Raw genomic sequence first — 15,268 nt, forward strand, 5'->3', positions numbered from 1 at the left:
GCCCTTTCATGGCGCTATTGTTGCTGGGAGGTTACTGCTCTGTTGATTTATTTTTTTGTCAGATACGAATCCATTGGGAATTCATTTCAGTCCGTGGTCAAGTCCAAATTGCCACATCAGCGACAGGTCGATCGAAGGCGCGTCGATCAGGGCGGCCCTGGGGCGCAGGAGCAAGGTGCTGGCTATTTCCAACTGCTCTTGCTCAGCGCCGGACAGCGACGCATGCCTGCGCATGCAGGCGCGGAGCCTGACGCCGGCGCGGCCGAGGGCGTGGAGTTCATCCGCCGCCACGTCATCCGCGGGACAGAAAAGGCGTTCGACGACTTCGTCGGCGGTAGCAGCGCATGCTCGGCTCGCAGGAGGCGCGCACTGACCGCGACGCACAGCGCGGCGGCACCGGGGCGCCGCATCCGGCTCGATTTCCGGCGCCACCTCTCTGACACAGGAACTCAATGACGGAACTGCGCTTGACCGAAGAGCTGGCCAAGGCCGACGACGCAACCTCCCAAAGTCAGTGCAAATCCCATTTTTGCTCATATGTGCAAAAAAGCATATTTTGCGCCCTCATGATATTCCCTGAAAACGCTTTTCATTCTCCCGAAACCCCCCGATGTTCCCCACAATCTGCAAAAGACGAGCACACGCTGACCATCTGAACAAACCAAACTGCCTGGAATTTATTGGAGAACCACCCACATGATGCATCGAATCCGAATCGCCCCCGCTATGCGCACCTTTCTAGGCACTGCCGTCGCCGCAGCCGGTATGACCGTACTGGCCCCGGTGGTCCAGGCTGCGGGTTTGAAAATTGGCTTTAGCCAAGTGACGTTGCAGTCGCCGTTCTATGTGCAACTCAAGGAGGGTGCCGAGGCGGCGGCCAGGGCCGGTGGGGATGAGCTGATATTGCTTGATGCGAATGGTGACGTGAACAAACAGAACAACGACATCCAGGATCTGCTGACGCGCAAGGTGGACGTGCTGATCATCAATCCGGTGAACCCGGACGCCGTCAGGCCCGCGCTGGCCGCTGCCAAAAAGAATGGTGTTCCGGTCATTACTGTGGACCGCAGCGTCAACGGGGGTGGCCCGACCGCGCACCTGGGCCGCGACAATCTGAAAATGGGCCGGGTCGTGGGGGAGGCGGTGCTCGCCGAGCTGAAGAAAAAGGGCCTGAGCCGGGGCAAGGTCATCGAGATCCAGGGCGACGCCGGCGGCACCGTGATGGCGGCGCGGCGCGACGGTTTTCATGCGGCGCTGAAGAATTCGGGCTTCAAGATCGTTGCCGGTCCCTACGCCGAATACACCCGCGCCAACGCCGTGACCGCGATGCAGGACTTGTTGCAGGCGCACCCCGACGTGAATCTGGTCTACGCGCACAACGACGACATGGCCATGGGGGCGCTGAAGGTGCTCACCGAGGCCGGCAAGAAGGACGTGTACGTGGCCGGAGTCGATGGCCTCTCGGAGGCCCTGGCGAGCATGTCCAGCGGCGGGCAGTACCTGGCCACCGCGTTGAACGATCCGCGTTACCTGGGCGATATGGCGGTGCAGACGGCGCGCGAAATCAGCGCCGGCAAGAAAGTCCCTGCCTTTGTCGATGCCGGCACCCGGGCCGTGACCCGGGCGAATGTGGCCGAGTTCAAGCGCGCCGGTTTGTTTGCCGAATACCGTCCCGCGGTCTTCAAGTGATGCCCGGTAGCTGCCATCCCATGAACGCCAGCCGCCGCCCCCGCACCATGCGTGCAGCCGTGATGCACCAGCCGGGCGATATCCGGCTGGAAAACAAACCCAAGCCCGAGGTGCAGGCCGGCCACGCGCTGGTCAAGGTGGCGGTCTGCGGGGTGTGCGGCTCGGACATTGCGCGCATGCTCCACAAGGGCGCGCACCGGATGCCGCTGATTTGCGGGCATGAATTCTCCGGCCACGTCGAGGCCCTGGGCCCGGGTGTGCAAGGCTTTGCCGTTGGCGACTTGGTCACCGTGCCGCCGCTGCTGCCCTGCGGTGCATGCGCGCAGTGCGCGCGCGGCTTTCCCTCGCGTTGCAGCGATTACGACTATTTTGGTAGCCGCCGCGACGGCGCCTACGCCGAATACGTGAATGTGCCGCAAAAGAACCTGTTCAAGTGCCCCGAGGGCATGGACCCGGCGGCTGCGGCGCTGACCGACCCGGCCGCCGTGGCGCTGCACGCGATCTGGAAGAGCCGGTTCACGCTGGGTCACGTCGGCGCCGTGGTCGGCTGCGGACCGATTGGCCTGTTCGCCATCCAGTGGATGAGGCTGCTCGGCGCCCGGGACGTCATCGGCGTGGACATCGACCCGAAGAAGCTGACCTTGGCGCGCCAGGCCGGTGCCACGCATACCGTGCGCAGCGGCGAGCCGATCGACGGCCTGCCCCCGTGCGACCTGGTCGTCGAGGCCGCAGGCCAGCCCACGGCGATCAACCAGGCCATCCGCATGGCAGCGCCCGGCGGCATGGTGGTGTGCATAGGCATTCCCGCGGGCGACGTGGCGTTGGAAGGCGCGAGTTTCAACCACCTGCTGCGCCAGGAAATCACGCTGACCGGCGCCTGGAACTCGTTTGGCACGCCCTTCCCCGGGCAGGAGTGGGTGGTATCTTTGGCCAAGCTGGCCAGCGGCGAGTTGCAGTGGAGATTCATGGTCACGCATGACCTGCCGTTGGCAGCGCTGAAGTCCCTTTTCCAGAGTTTTGCCCAGAAAAAAGAGGCTGCTGCGAAGGTGCTGTTCCGCCCCCACTGAGGGGGAGGTCGGACAGCAGCGCGTGGCCATCGAATCAACGCCCAGCCGGTGTTTGCCAACCGGGGGCACAGGAGACATGCAGTGGCAGTCGTCATGGGTCTGGATTTCGGCACCGGCAGCGTGCGCGCGGGTCTGTACGACAGCGCGTGCGGTGCGCTGATTGGCTTTGAGCAGGCCGGCTACGACACGCGCCACCCCCGGTCGGGCTGGGCCGAGCAGTCGCCGCTCGATTGGTGGGCGGCCCTGGGCCGGGCCAGCCAGGCGCTGATGGCCCGGCACGGCCGGCCCCGGGTGTCGGCGCTGTGCGTCTGTACCACGTCGTCAACCGTGGTGGTGAGCGATGCAGCGGGTACGCCGCTGCGCCCGGCCTTGTTGTGGATGGACTGCCGCGCCAGCCAGGAGGCCGCGCGGGTGCCGGACCCGCCGCATCCGGTCATGGCTTTCAGTGGCGGCGCGAACGCCGTCGAATGGCTGGTTCCCAAGGCGGCCTGGCTGGCACGCCATGAGCCTGGCGTGTATTCCCGGGCGGAGCGCATCTGCGAGGCGCAGGACTTCATCAACTTCCAGCTCACCGGGGCCTGGACCGCGTCCCGCCTGAACGCCTGCTGCAAATGGAATTACGACCCGCTGCAGCAAAAATTCTTTCCCGAGCTGTTTGCCGCGCTCGGCGCCCCCGGTCTGCTCGACAAGCTGCCAACGCAGGTGGTTCCGGTGGGCGGGGTCGCCGGCCATCTGTCTGCCGCGGCCCGGGAACACCTGGGGTTGCGCGGGCAGGTGCTGGTGGCGCAGGGCGGCATAGACGCGCACATGGCCATGCTCGGCGCCGGCACCATCGCGCCCGCGCAGTTGCTGTTCATCGGCGGCACCTCCATCGTCCATTTGATCCACACGGAAAACCGCATCGCCGCGCCCGGCATGTGGGGCCCTTACCCGGATGCATTGATCGCCAACTCCTGGCTGATCGAAGGCGGCCAAGTATCGGCCGGGTCGGTGATGGACTGGCTGGCCGGCAAGATATTCGGCCTGGACGCCGCCGGTCAGCGCCAGCTCATGGCCGAGGCGGCGCGCGAGCTGCCCGGCGCCAGCGGGCTGCTGGTGCTGGACTACTGGATGGGCAACCGCACGCCCTACCGCGCGCCCGATTTGCGCGGCGCGGTGCTGGGCCTGACGCTCTCGCACGAGCGCGCGCAAATCTACCGCGCCGCAGTGGACGCCGTGGCGCTGGGGTCGGCGAACGTGGTGCGCGTGCTCGAGCAGTCCGGCGTGCCCATTGCGCGCGTCGTCGCCGCCGGCGGAATCCAGAAGAATCCCCTGTGGCTGCAAGCCACCGTCGATGCCTGCGGCATGCCCTTCGACGTGGCCGACCAGGAGAACCTCACGCTCATCGGCGCCGCGATCTCGGCGCTGAATGCGCTGGGCGAGTCGGCCAGCCTGGTCGCCGGGGTGCACAAGCACGCGCAGCCGTTCCGGCGCCTCCTGCCCGACCCCGGAATGCACGCGCGCTATTCCCGGATGCTCGCGCGCTACCGTGCGGCCACCGAGGCCGTGCAGCCCTTGTTTGCCGGCCGCGGCGGGAGCGCGCCATGACCCGCAGGCGGTGCGAGACCGGGCGCAGCGCCACGGTGCACGCCGATGAGCAGTTGTCCGTGCGCATGGGCTCGCAGGAGCGGCGCGAGCAGATCATGGTGCAGATCGCCAAGCGCTACTACCACCTGGAGCACACCCAGGCCGATATCGCCGACACGCTGGGGCTGACCCGCTGGCAGGTCGGGCGCCTGCTGCGCGAGGCGCGCGAGGCCGGCATCGTGCGCGTGGAAATCATCCCGCGCCCGACCCGGCGCCTGGCGCTGGAAAACGCGCTGCAACAGCGCTACGGCCTGCGCGAAGCGCTGGTGCTGCAGAGCAGCGCGGAGGACGCGGCAACGCTCAGCACCGCGGCGCAAGAGGCCGGGCGCTACCTGGCCAGCCTGAGCCCCAGGCCGTCGCTGGTGGGCGTCTCCTGGGGGCACACGATGAGCGCGATGGCCCGCTGGCTGCCCGTGGGCTGGAACCGGGGCGTGCACGTGGTGCTGCTCAATGGCGTGGCGAACATCCGTGAGCATGGCGGCCCGGTGCACGGCGTCGCCGAACGCTTTGCGCAGGCGGCCAAGGGCCTGGCCACGCTGCTGCCGGTGCCGGCGATCGTGGGCAGTTCCAAGACCCGCCAGGTGCTCGAAGAAGACCCGGTCATCGGCGAGGTGATGCGCCTGGGGCGCGAGGCCTCCGTGGCCTGCGTGGGGATTGGTTCCTTGTCGGAGAACTCGGTGCTGGTGCAGTCCGGCTACATCGATTCCGGCCTGCTGCAGACCCTGCTCGATGCCGGTGCCGTGGGCGACATCCTGGGCCGTTTCATCGACGCAGAGGGCCACATCATCAGCCCCGACCTGGACGCCCGCACCATCGGGCTGGCGCCCCAGCTGCTGCGCGACAAGGCGCACGCGATCGGCGTGGGTGTCGGCCGGGCCAAGCACCGGGCGGTGAAAGCCTGCCTGCTCGCGCGCTACATCAACGTGCTGGTGACGGATGAGGCCAGCGCCGAATTCTTGCTGGAGAAGACATGAGGACCGACGCCCATCCCCTGCGACCGGAGGTGCTCAGCGTGCGCCATCTGGCCAAGACCTTCGCGCCGAATGCGGTGGCGCTGAGCGACGCCTCGCTGACCATCCGCAGCGGCGAGGTGCACGGCCTGCTCGGCGCGAATGGCGCGGGCAAGAGCACCTTGATGAAAATCATTGCCGGCGCCCACCCGCCCGACGCCGGGGAGATCGTGCTCGATGGCCGCGCGCTGCGGCTGCGCAGCCCGCAGGACGCCCGGCGCGCGGGCATCGCGATGATCTACCAGGAGCTGGATCTGGTGCCGCAGCTGAGCGTCGAAGAAAACCTGCTGCTCGGCCATGCGCCCCGGCGCCGCGGGCTGATCGACGCCCCGGCCCGGCGCGCGCTGGCGCTCCGGGCGCTGGAGCGCGTGGGGGCCGGCTTTGGCCCGCAAACCCGGGTCGAGAACCTGTCCGTGGCCCAGCAGCAGCTGACCGCGATCGCCCGGGCCCTGACCACCCGGGCGCGGCTGATCGTCATGGACGAGCCCTCCGCCGCGCTGAACGAACGCGAAGTCGCCAAGGTGTTCGAGGTCATCCGCGACCTGGCACGCAACGACGTTGCGGTGCTGTACGTGAGCCACCGCCTGCATGAAATCCGCAGCCTCTGCGAGCGCGCCACGGTGCTGCGCGGCGGCCGCACGGTGGCCACCTGGCGCCTGGCCGACGTGGACGAGCGCACGCTGGTCGCGGCCGTGGTGGGCGCGCAGCGCACGCTGCCCGAGCGGGCCCCGGACCCGGGCTCCAGAGCGCAGGGCGCGGTGGCGCTGCACGTGCACACCCTCGATGGTCCGAATGGCCTGGCCATCGAGGACCTGCGCGTGCACCAGGGCGAGATCGTCGGCCTGACCGGCTTGAACGGTTCCGGGCGCAGCAGCCTGCTGCGCACCCTGTTTGGCGACGGCCGGTTTCGCGGCCGGGTCACGCTGCACGGCAGGCCCTACGCGCCGCGCTCGCCCCGCGAGGCGATTGCCCGCGGCGTGGGCCTGGTGCCCGAAAGCCGCAAGACCCAGGGCCTGGTGCTCGACGCGCCGGTTTTCATCAACGCCTGCCTGCCCTTTCTGCGCCGCAAAACGCTGCTGCAACGCAGCGCCCTGAAGGAGCGCGCCGCCCGGGTCCTGAAAAACCTGGGCACCTGCCTGTCGCACGTGGAGCAGCCCGTGCGCCAGCTGTCCGGCGGCAACCAGCAGAAAGTGGTGTTTGCCAAGTGGCTCATCGCCGGCAGCCGCCTCTTGCTGCTCGACGAGCCCGGCCGCGGTCTGGACATGGGTGCCAAGGCCGACCTCTACGCGCTGGCCAGGCAGTTGGCCGACGAGCAGGGCGCAGCGATCGTGGTGGCGAGCAGCGAGCTCGACGAGCTGTACGCCCATTGCGACCGCATCTGGGTCATGCACGAGGGCCGCAACGTGGCCTGCTTCGACCCGAAAACCACGCGCCGCGAACAGGTCTTGCACACCACCATCCTGGGGCAGAAAGCATGAGCACGAATACCCTTGCGGCGGCCCCGGCCCCGCGCCTGTCCTGGCGCGAGGGGGTGCTGCGCTACAACTTCCTGGCCATCTTCGCGCTCGTGGTGCTGATCGCGACCCGGCTGTCGGACAACTTCCTGACCTGGCACAACATCGCCAACCTGTTCCAGCAGGCCGCCATCGTCGGCATCGTCGCGGTCGGCATGACCTTCGTGATCCTCACCGCGAACATCGATTTGTCCGTGGGCAGCCTGGTCGCCTTTGGCGGCATGCTGGTGGCCACCTTGCTCACGCAGGGCCTGCCCATTGCGCTGGCCGTAGCGCTCACGCTGGCCAGCGGTGCGCTGATCGGCGCCGGCATCGGCGCGCTGTCGATCTACGCCCGGGTTCCGAGCTTCATCATCACGCTGGCCGCTTTGGTGAGCTTTCGCGGCCTGACCTATCTGATCTCGGACGGCACGCCGCTGGGCGGCCTGCCGCAAGCGTTCGGCCGGTTCGGCTCGCTGATGCTGAACCTGGTTCCCGGGCTCGACCTGCCGTTCCCGGCCATGGGGCTGGCCTTCATCGCCATCGCCTGCGCCGCCGCCTGGGTGCTGCGCAGAACCGTGTTTGGCGAATACCTGCGCGCCTGCGGCGGCAACGCCGAGGCCGCGCGCCTGTCCGGCGTGCCGATCAGGCCGGTCGTCACGGCCGTGTTTGCCCTCTCCGGCCTGCTCGCCACGCTGGGCGGCGTGCTGCTGACCTCGCGCCTGAACATCGGCCAGCCCACGGCGGCGCAGGGCCTGGAACTCGACGCGATTGCCGCCGTGGTGCTCGGCGGCACCAGCTTGTTCGGTGGCCGCGGTGGCGTGCTCGGCACCGCCGTCGCGGTCATGCTGCTGCAGGTGCTGCGCAACATCTTCAACCTGCTGGGCCTGGGATCGTTCTACCAGATGACCATGACCGGCGTGATCATCGTTGCCGCGATCTTGTTGAACCGGCTGTTGGACCACCATAGCGGGCGCAGCTGAGCCCGCTCCCCTCCCCATGACCATCCGCAACCCCGGAATCGCGCTCGACCCGACCCTGTTCGAGCACGCGCAGGTGAACACCCCCGCTGCGCTGCGCCGCGCCGAATCGCTGAGCACCCGCCGCGCGCTCAAGCAGCAGTGGCAGGCGGCCTGGCTGGTCAAGGCCATGGCCTGCATCGACCTGACCACCCTGGCCGGCGACGACACGCCGCAGCGCGTGGCGCGCCTGTGCGCCAAGGCGCGCAACCCGCTGCGGCGCGACCTCGTCGCCGGCTTGGGGCTGGAGGCAGCGCCCCCGAAGGTGGCCGCCGTGTGCGTCTACCCGAGCATGGTGCCCGCGGCCGTGCGCGCGCTGCAAGGCTCGGGCATTCCGGTGGCCTCGGTCGCCACGGGCTTCCCGGCGGGGCTGACGCCGATGCGCGAGCGGCTGGCCGAGATTGACCATGCGCTCGGCGAAGGCGCGCGCGAAATCGACGTCGTCATCACCCGCTCGCATGCGCTGGGCCAGCACTGGGGCGCGTTGTACGAGGAAGTCCAAGCCATGCGCGTGCGCTGCGGCGCGGCGCAGATGAAGGCCATCCTGGCCACCGGCGAGCTGAAGACCCTGCGCAACGTCTACAAGGCCAGCATGGTCGCGATGATGGCCGGCGCCGACGTCATCAAGACCTCCACCGGCAAGGAGGAGGTCAACGCCACGCTGCCGGTGAGCCTGGTGATGTGCCGGGCCATCCGCGACTACCGCGACGCCACGGGCTACGCCATCGGGTTCAAGCCCGCAGGGGGTATCCGCAGCGCCCGGGACGCGCTGCACTGGCTCACGCTGATGAACGAAGAACTGGGCCGCGACTGGCTCGAACCCGACCTGCTGCGCATCGGCGCCAGCGCGCTGCTGGGCGACATCGAACGCCAGCTCGAGCACCACGTAACGGGCCGCTATGGCGCGCTGCACCAGCACGCCATGGTCTGAAGAAATACCCGCACGGCAACGACCACCCACCATGACCTCTGTGAGCGACATCCTCCGCACCATGGACTACGGTCCGTCACCCGAATCCCCCGCCCCGGTGAACCAGTGGCTCAGCGCCCACGGGATGCGCTTCGGGCACTTCATCGGTGGCCAGTTCGTCGCCCCCGCAGCGGGCGAGTACTTTGGCGTGTTCAACCCCGCGACCGAAGAGCGCCTGGCCCTGGTGGCGCAGGGCGGTGCGCACGACGTGGACCAGGCCGTGGCCGCGGCGCGCCAGGCGCTGCCGGCTTGGGCGGCGCTCGGCGGCCACCAGCGGGCACGCCATCTCTACGCGATCGCGCGCCACCTGCAAAAACATGCGCGCTTTCTTGCCGTGCTGGAGAGCATGGACAACGGCAAGACCATCCGCGAGTCGCGCGACGTCGATCTGCCGCTGGCCGTGCGCCACTTCTACCACCACGCTGGTTGGGCCCAGTTGCTCGCCAGCGAATTCCCGGCGCATGAAGCCGTGGGGGTGTGCGGGCAAATCGTTCCCTGGAACTTTCCGCTGCTGATGCTCGCATGGAAGCTGGCCCCGGCGCTGGCCGCGGGCTGCACCGTGGTGCTCAAGCCCGCCGAGCTCACCCCCTTGACGGCCATCGCCTTTGCCCAGCTGTGCGTTGGGGTCGGTCTGCCTGCGGGCGTGGTCAACATCGTCACCGGCGACGGCGACACCGGCGCCCACCTGGTCCGGCACCCGGAGGTGCACAAGATCGCCTTCACCGGCTCCACCGAAGTGGGCCGCACGATCCGCAAAGCCAGCGCCGACAGCGACAAGAAGCTGTCGCTGGAGCTGGGCGGCAAGTCGCCCTTCATCGTCTTCGGCGACGCCGACATCGACGCCGCCGTCGAAGGCGTGGTCGATTCGATCTGGTTCAACCAGGGCCAGGTGTGCTGCGCCGGCTCGCGCATTCTGGTGCAGGAAAGCATCGCCGAACGCTTTGGCGCAAAACTGCGCGCGCGCATGCAGAGGCTGCGCGTGGGCAACCCGCTGGACAAGTCGAGCGACATGGGCGCGATCGTCGATGGCGTGCAACTGCAGCGCATCGGCCAGATGGTCGCCGCCGGCCGCGCCGAGGGCCTTGCTTGCTGGCAGGGCGCGCTGGAGCCGCCGGCCTGCGGTCACTTTTTTCCGCCCACCTTCCTGGAAAACGTGCCCGCCGCGCATCCCCTGGCGCAGGAGGAAATCTTCGGCCCGGTCGTCGTCTCCATGGGCTTTCGCACGCTCGACGAAGCCGTGGCGCTGGCGAATAACAGCCGCTACGGCCTGGCGGCATCGGTCTGGTCCGAGAACGTCAACGTCTGTCTGACCGTGGCCGCCGAACTGCGCGCCGGTGTGGTCTGGATCAACGGCGCGAACCTGTTCGACGCTGCCGCCGGCTTTGGCGGCTACCGCGAGAGTGGCTTTGGCCGCGAAGGCGGACGCGAAGGCATGCACGAATACCTGGTCCCCAAGTGGCTGCGCACGGCCAGCGCGCTGGAAGAACCGGAATCTGCGCGGCTGCATCCGAGCGCGCACCCCGAACCCACGGCAGCGCTTGCGGCGCAGCCCATAGACCGCAGCGCCAAGTTCTACATCGGCGGCCAGCACACCCGGGCGGATTCGGGGTACAGCTTTGCTGTGCACTCCCATGGCGGCGCGCTGCTGGGCCACGCCGGCCTGGGCAGCCGCAAGGACGTACGCAACGCGGTCGAAGCCGCGCACAAGGCGTCTGGCTGGGCCAAGGCCAGTGGCCACGCCAGGGCGCAGGTGCTGTACTGCTTTGCCGAAAACCTGGCGGCGCGTGCCGACTGCCTGGTGGCCCATCTGCGGGCCATGGACGCAATCAGCGAAGCCGCCGCGACCCGGCAATTCGAACAGGTGCTCGAGCGCGTATTCCATTACGCGGCCATCGCCGACAAGAACGACGGCAGCGCGCACGCCACGCTCACGGCGCACGTCACCCTGGCCATGAACGAACCCTTTGGCGTGGTCGGCCTGCGCAGTCCGGCGCAGTCCGCGCTGCTCAGCGCGCTCTCGCTGACCCTGCCCCTGCTGGCCGTGGGCAACCGCGTGGTGCTGATTCCCCCAGCGCACACCGCGCTGATGTTTGCCGACCTGTCCCAGGTGCTGGACACCAGCGACGTGCCTGACGGCGCGCTGAACATCGTGTTCGGCGACAGCGACGACCTGGCCGAGGTGCTCGCGCTGCACGACGACGTCGCCGCGCTGTGGTACTTCGGGCCAGCCACCGGCGCAGCTCGGATGCGCGCAGCCTCCGCCGGCAACCTGAAATCCGTCTGGGCACAAAGCCGGCACACCGACTGGACTGCCCCCGAACAGGCCCAAGGCGGCGAATACTTGCGCCATGCCTGCCAGGTGAAAAACATCTGGATCCCTTACGGGGAGTAGGGCGGCAGTCCTGGTGCTGCACGTCGTCTTTGACATGGACGGTCTGCTACTGGACACCTAAAAACGGACGGCATCGGTCGCAAATTGGACCACCGCCTTGTCCTTGAATGCTTGTTCGTATCGAGCCATTTTTGTCCTTCAGCGCCGCCCCGGTTCTTGGTTCCATGGAGGCGACAACCATTCTGACGCAGGGGGCTGAATAGTTACAATAATCGATTCCAACGAACGCCGCCGCCTTTCAGGAGAAGCGCTGATGAGCATCATTCAGGAAATCCGCCAATGGTCGCAAACGTTGCAACCATGGCAACAGGAAGCCATTGCCCGTCTATACGCCGATCGCTCGCTTGCTTCGGCAGATATGGAAGACCTCTTCGCCCTGGCGAAGGCCGAGCATGGGATTGAAGACTCTGAGAAACGCGTTACCTCCACGCTGGCGGCCGCGCAGTTCGCCGCTCCAGCCGTTCCCAATCGGGTGGTCCAGATCAGCGCGATCAAGAATCTCCAAAATGTGAACGCCTTGGTCGAGGGCCATCGACTTCCGATTTCCGCTTCCGGCCTGACGATCATCTACGGTGAGAATGGCGCGGGGAAATCCGGCTATTCGCGAGTGCTCAAACAAGCCTGTCGGGCTCGGGTCCGGGGAGAGCCCATCCTCGCCGACATGCGCAAGCCCCCTGGCCAACCCGCTGTCGCCACCGCCATCTTCGAGGTGATGATCAATGGGACTGTGATCGATCTCCGATGGACGCATGGGCAGGAGGCCCCGGAGCAACTTTCGGAGATCGCTATCTTCGACGCGCACTGCGCCCGCGCCTATGTCGACAACGAGGGGGATTTCGCATACGTTCCATACGGTTTGGACATCCTTGAAGGACTGGTTAAGACTTGCGTCACCGTCAAAGGTAGGGCCACAAAAGAGCTGGCTGATAACAAGCCCAACACGGAACCATTCGCAGCGCTGTCCAGAACCGGCACCAAAGTCGGCGCCATGCTCGTTGGACTCTCCGCAAGAACCAGCCCAGCCAACGTGGAGGCTTTGGCCACGCTGACGGATGCCGACACCGACCGGCTCGCAATGCTCAACAGGGCCTTGACCGAGACTGATCCGAAACAGAAGGCCCAAACCCTCAGGCTGCGGGCGTCGCGCTTCACCAGCTTGGCAACCCGCATCGGAACCGCCATCGCCCTGGTCGATGACGCGAAGTTTGCGGCGTTGCGGGTGCTGATCGAAAAATCCAATGTGGCAAAGAAGGCCGCACTGCTCGCCGCGGAGGCGTTCAAGAAAACGCCTGGGCTGCTGCCGGGCACTGGCGGCGAGGCTTGGCAAGCCTTGTTTGAAACAGCCCGGACCTACGCGGAGGAGTCTCATGCTGCGCATACCTTTCCCCATCTTCCAGCGGACTCGGTCTGCCCTCTATGCCAGAACACCTTAGGCGATGACGGCTCCACCCGAATCGCGGCCTTCGACGCTTTCATCCAGCAAGAGGCCGAGAAGCTGGCCAAATCGGCTCGTGCCACTGCCGCCGTCGCATACAAGGCCATAGAACAAGCCAAGCTCGACTTGGTGATCGACGATGCTCTGTCCAAAGAATTAGCCGACATGCGGGCCGACTTGGCCACCGCCTGCGTCGCAATGCAAACGGCGCTGACTGATCGCCAAGCCACTGTATTGAAGGCTGCGGCCGGGAAGGTTGACTGGGAAGATATCGCAGCGCTGCCCACCGACCCAAGCGAAACATTGAACGCTGTTTCAACCAAACTTCAGGCCGATGCCAAGGCGTTGCACGATTCGATGGACGACAAGGCCAAAGCCGCCATGGTCCAAGAACAGGCGGAACTGGATGCGCGACGACGCCTCGCAGAAATCAAATCCTTGGTCCTCAATGCAATCGCCAAGTTTGTCCTGTGCGGCAAGCTCAAAGCGTGCGCCGACTCGATTTCGACCACGGGCATATCCCGAAAGTCCACGGAGCTCTCCAAGACCATGGCGACTCAGGAGGTCGCTGATGCTCTCAATGCGGAGTTGCAATGCCTCAATGCCCATCAGTTGCAAGTCGCGATGAGGCCAGCGTCGCCTGGCGGAAAAATGCAGTTCAAGCTTGCCTTGGAATTGCCACGCGGAGGCGATAATCCCTCGGCCATCCTGAGCGAAGGCGAACAACGCGCCATCGCCATCGCATCGTTCTTGGCCGAGTTGAAGCTTGGTAAAGGCCGAGGCGGAATTGTTCTCGACGATCCAGTCTCTTCGCTCGACCACGCACGGCGCGAACGCGTCGCCAGCAGATTGGCCCAGGAAGCACAGAACCGTCAAGTCATCGTGTTGACCCATGACCTATATTTTCTCAACGTCCTGATGCAGGAGTCGCGGAAGTTGGAAGCTGAGCCCACTTGCCTCACGTTGAGGCGCGGCTCCCAAGGATTTGGCGTGGCCGATCTCACCCTCCCATTCGAAGGCGCCTCTACGAAAGATCGCGTCGGGCAACTCCGTCAATTGCAGGTCGAATGCGAGAAGCTGCGAAAGGACAACGATGACGCGGGATACCAGCGCGTCGTCCGCGACCTCTATTCGCATCTGCGGATGTCATGGGAGCGCGCAGTCGAGGAGTTGCTCTTCAATGGCGTGGTCATGAGATTCCGTAAGAGTGTCGAGACCAATCGCCTCAAAAAAGTCGTCGTTAGCCCTGAGGATATTGCGACCATCGAGCAAAACATGTCCAAGTGCTCGACCTTCACCGGCCATGACGGGGCGATGGAAGCAAACCCCGCCATGCCGGAACCCAGCGAGCTTTCCATAGATGTCGAGGCGCTCGAAACTTGGCGCAAAGCCAAGAACGAACGAATCCAAAAATAAAATAAAGTTCTGATAGCAAGATTGAGACGTGCCACGCGGCGGTTGTTGCACACCTCCTGGAGCGCAACACCCGGCCGTCTCAGCCATGGCCGCGGACCCGGGCCAGGATCCATTCGGTGAAGGCCGCGACGAGCGGGCTTTCGCTGGTTTCGTGGCGGCATACCAGGTAGTAGGCGTGCTTGGCCGGGACGCTGCGCTCGAACAAACGGACCAGGCGTCCCTCTGCGAGGTCGTCGCCGACGAGCAGGCTGTTGCCCAGCGCGACACCCTGCCCACGCACGGCGGCCTCCATGGCGATGTGCGCGTTGCCCATGGCGCACATCCGGAAGTCGGCGAGCGGCACGTCGGCGCCCAGGAGCCAGCGGGTCCATTCGGTGCTGCCGTCCTCGCACAGCAGCGGGTGGTGGCGCAGTTCGTCGATGCAGCGGATGCTCCGGTGGTCGTCGATCAGCGCGGGGCTGCAGACCGGAAAGAGCTCCACGTGCGTCAGCAGGCGAACCTGGCGGTCCGACCAGATGCCGGAGCCGTAGCGGATGCACAGGTCCACCGCGCACGAGTAGACGTCCTTGTCCTCGTTCGATGCGATCAGGCGGAACCGTACCTCCGGGTACGCCGACAGGAATTCGCCGATATGGCGTGCCAGCACCCTGGAGCTCAGCCCCTCCGGTGCCGACACCACGAGGTGGCCGACCATCGCCGGGTCGCCGAGTTTCGCGGCCGCGTGCGCAATCATCTGAAACGCCGAGCGCACCGAGGGCCATAGCGCCTCGCCGTGCTGCGTGAGTTTCAAACGGGTCTTGTTGCGACAAAAAAGTTGCACACAAAGTGCCGCTTCCAGCGTGCGCAGCTGGTGGCTCACCGCGCTCGGGGTCACGTTCAGTTCGTCCGCTGCCTTGGCCACCGTCAGATGGCGCGCAATCGCATCAAAGGCACGCAGGGCATTCAAAGGGGGCAAACGGCTTTTGGACGGAGGCCGTTTTGCGGGGTCGGGCATGCGATTTTTCTCGTGATTTTCGGAAAAGGGACCGTACGCGGGCAAAATTCAGGCCACGCCCCCTGCTTGCACAGGGGTGCGGAAATGCTGATATTTTTTGCAACTTTTGGAAGCATGAATTTCAGTTTCCGTCGATGCATTTAGTTACTACGATCCC

12 protein-coding genes are annotated in these 15,268 nt (G+C 66.1%); 11 read left to right on the plus strand and 1 reads right to left on the minus strand.

Features of this window, described 5'->3' with window-relative positions:
- Nucleotides 1-42: 42 nt before the first annotated feature.
- The 11 genes from D5041_RS22000 to D5041_RS10480 all read left to right on the plus strand — a co-directional run bounded on the left by D5041_RS22000 (nucleotide 43) and on the right by D5041_RS10480 (nucleotide 14,117).
- A complete protein-coding gene (locus D5041_RS22000; RefSeq protein ID WP_321161744.1) occupies nucleotides 43-456 on the plus strand; it encodes a hypothetical protein in 414 nt (137 codons plus the stop codon).
- Nucleotides 453-656 carry a hypothetical protein gene (locus D5041_RS10435; protein WP_265257418.1) on the plus strand — a complete coding sequence of 68 codons (204 nt, stop codon included), beginning with the start codon at nucleotides 453-455 and terminating at the stop codon, nucleotides 654-656. The genes D5041_RS22000 and D5041_RS10435 overlap by 4 nt, the downstream gene beginning before the upstream one ends.
- A gap of 70 nt (nucleotides 657-726) precedes the next feature.
- Entirely contained in the window at nucleotides 727-1,689 is a 963-nt protein-coding gene (locus D5041_RS10440; RefSeq protein ID WP_265257417.1) for a substrate-binding domain-containing protein, read from the plus strand.
- Between the two features lie 47 nt (nucleotides 1,690-1,736).
- Entirely contained in the window at nucleotides 1,737-2,756 is a 1,020-nt protein-coding gene (locus D5041_RS10445; protein WP_265284668.1) for a galactitol-1-phosphate 5-dehydrogenase, read from the plus strand.
- Nucleotides 2,757-2,837: 81 nt separating this feature from the next.
- A complete protein-coding gene (locus tag D5041_RS10450; RefSeq protein ID WP_265281537.1) occupies nucleotides 2,838-4,343 on the plus strand; it encodes an FGGY-family carbohydrate kinase in 1,506 nt (501 codons plus the stop codon).
- Nucleotides 4,340-5,356, plus strand: coding sequence for a sugar-binding transcriptional regulator (locus D5041_RS10455; protein WP_265281536.1), 1,017 nt, complete (start codon nucleotides 4,340-4,342; stop codon nucleotides 5,354-5,356). The genes D5041_RS10450 and D5041_RS10455 overlap by 4 nt, the downstream gene beginning before the upstream one ends.
- Nucleotides 5,353-6,870 (plus strand): sugar ABC transporter ATP-binding protein, encoded by a 1,518-nt coding sequence (locus D5041_RS10460; RefSeq protein WP_265281535.1) that lies wholly within the window; start codon nucleotides 5,353-5,355, stop codon nucleotides 6,868-6,870. The genes D5041_RS10455 and D5041_RS10460 overlap by 4 nt, the downstream gene beginning before the upstream one ends.
- Nucleotides 6,867-7,868, plus strand: coding sequence for an ABC transporter permease (locus D5041_RS10465; RefSeq protein WP_265284669.1), 1,002 nt, complete (start codon nucleotides 6,867-6,869; stop codon nucleotides 7,866-7,868). Before D5041_RS10460 ends, D5041_RS10465 begins: the two co-directional genes overlap by 4 nt.
- A gap of 16 nt (nucleotides 7,869-7,884) precedes the next feature.
- On the plus strand, nucleotides 7,885-8,835 hold the full coding sequence (deoC, locus tag D5041_RS10470; protein ID WP_265284670.1) for a deoxyribose-phosphate aldolase: 951 nt from the start codon (nucleotides 7,885-7,887) through the stop codon (nucleotides 8,833-8,835).
- Between the two features lie 31 nt (nucleotides 8,836-8,866).
- Nucleotides 8,867-11,266, plus strand: coding sequence for an aldehyde dehydrogenase family protein (locus D5041_RS10475; protein ID WP_265284671.1), 2,400 nt, complete (start codon nucleotides 8,867-8,869; stop codon nucleotides 11,264-11,266).
- A gap of 253 nt (nucleotides 11,267-11,519) precedes the next feature.
- Nucleotides 11,520-14,117 (plus strand): AAA family ATPase, encoded by a 2,598-nt coding sequence (locus D5041_RS10480; RefSeq protein ID WP_265284672.1) that lies wholly within the window; start codon nucleotides 11,520-11,522, stop codon nucleotides 14,115-14,117.
- Nucleotides 14,118-14,196: 79 nt separating this feature from the next.
- Here the strand turns inward: D5041_RS10480 and D5041_RS10485 are convergent, their stop codons facing one another.
- Nucleotides 14,197-15,063, minus strand: a complete 867-nt coding sequence (locus D5041_RS10485) for a LysR substrate-binding domain-containing protein (protein WP_321162580.1) — start codon at nucleotides 15,061-15,063, stop codon at nucleotides 14,197-14,199.
- Nucleotides 15,064-15,268: the final 205 nt, after the last annotated feature.

It is taken from the genome of Verminephrobacter aporrectodeae subsp. tuberculatae (genome assembly GCF_026127385.1).
GTDB lineage: Bacteria > Pseudomonadota > Gammaproteobacteria > Burkholderiales > Burkholderiaceae_C > Acidovorax > Acidovorax aporrectodeae.

What these genes read in the sequence shown, in the direction of transcription:
- D5041_RS10480 (WP_265284672.1), top strand. Translation starts at nt 11,520, where the DNA reads ATGAGCATCATTCAGGAAATCCGCCAATGGTCGCAAACGTTGCAACCA.
- D5041_RS10460 (WP_265281535.1), top strand. Translation starts at nt 5,353, where the DNA reads ATGAGGACCGACGCCCATCCCCTGCGACCGGAGGTGCTCAGCGTGCGC.
- D5041_RS10445 (WP_265284668.1), top strand. Translation starts at nt 1,737, where the DNA reads ATGCGTGCAGCCGTGATGCACCAGCCGGGCGATATCCGGCTGGAAAAC.
- D5041_RS10475 (WP_265284671.1), top strand. Translation starts at nt 8,867, where the DNA reads ATGACCTCTGTGAGCGACATCCTCCGCACCATGGACTACGGTCCGTCA.
- D5041_RS10455 (WP_265281536.1), top strand. Translation starts at nt 4,340, where the DNA reads ATGACCCGCAGGCGGTGCGAGACCGGGCGCAGCGCCACGGTGCACGCC.
- D5041_RS10440 (WP_265257417.1), top strand. Translation starts at nt 727, where the DNA reads ATGCGCACCTTTCTAGGCACTGCCGTCGCCGCAGCCGGTATGACCGTA.
- deoC (WP_265284670.1), top strand. Translation starts at nt 7,885, where the DNA reads ATGACCATCCGCAACCCCGGAATCGCGCTCGACCCGACCCTGTTCGAG.
- D5041_RS10465 (WP_265284669.1), top strand. Translation starts at nt 6,867, where the DNA reads ATGAGCACGAATACCCTTGCGGCGGCCCCGGCCCCGCGCCTGTCCTGG.
- D5041_RS10435 (WP_265257418.1), top strand. Translation starts at nt 453, where the DNA reads ATGACGGAACTGCGCTTGACCGAAGAGCTGGCCAAGGCCGACGACGCA.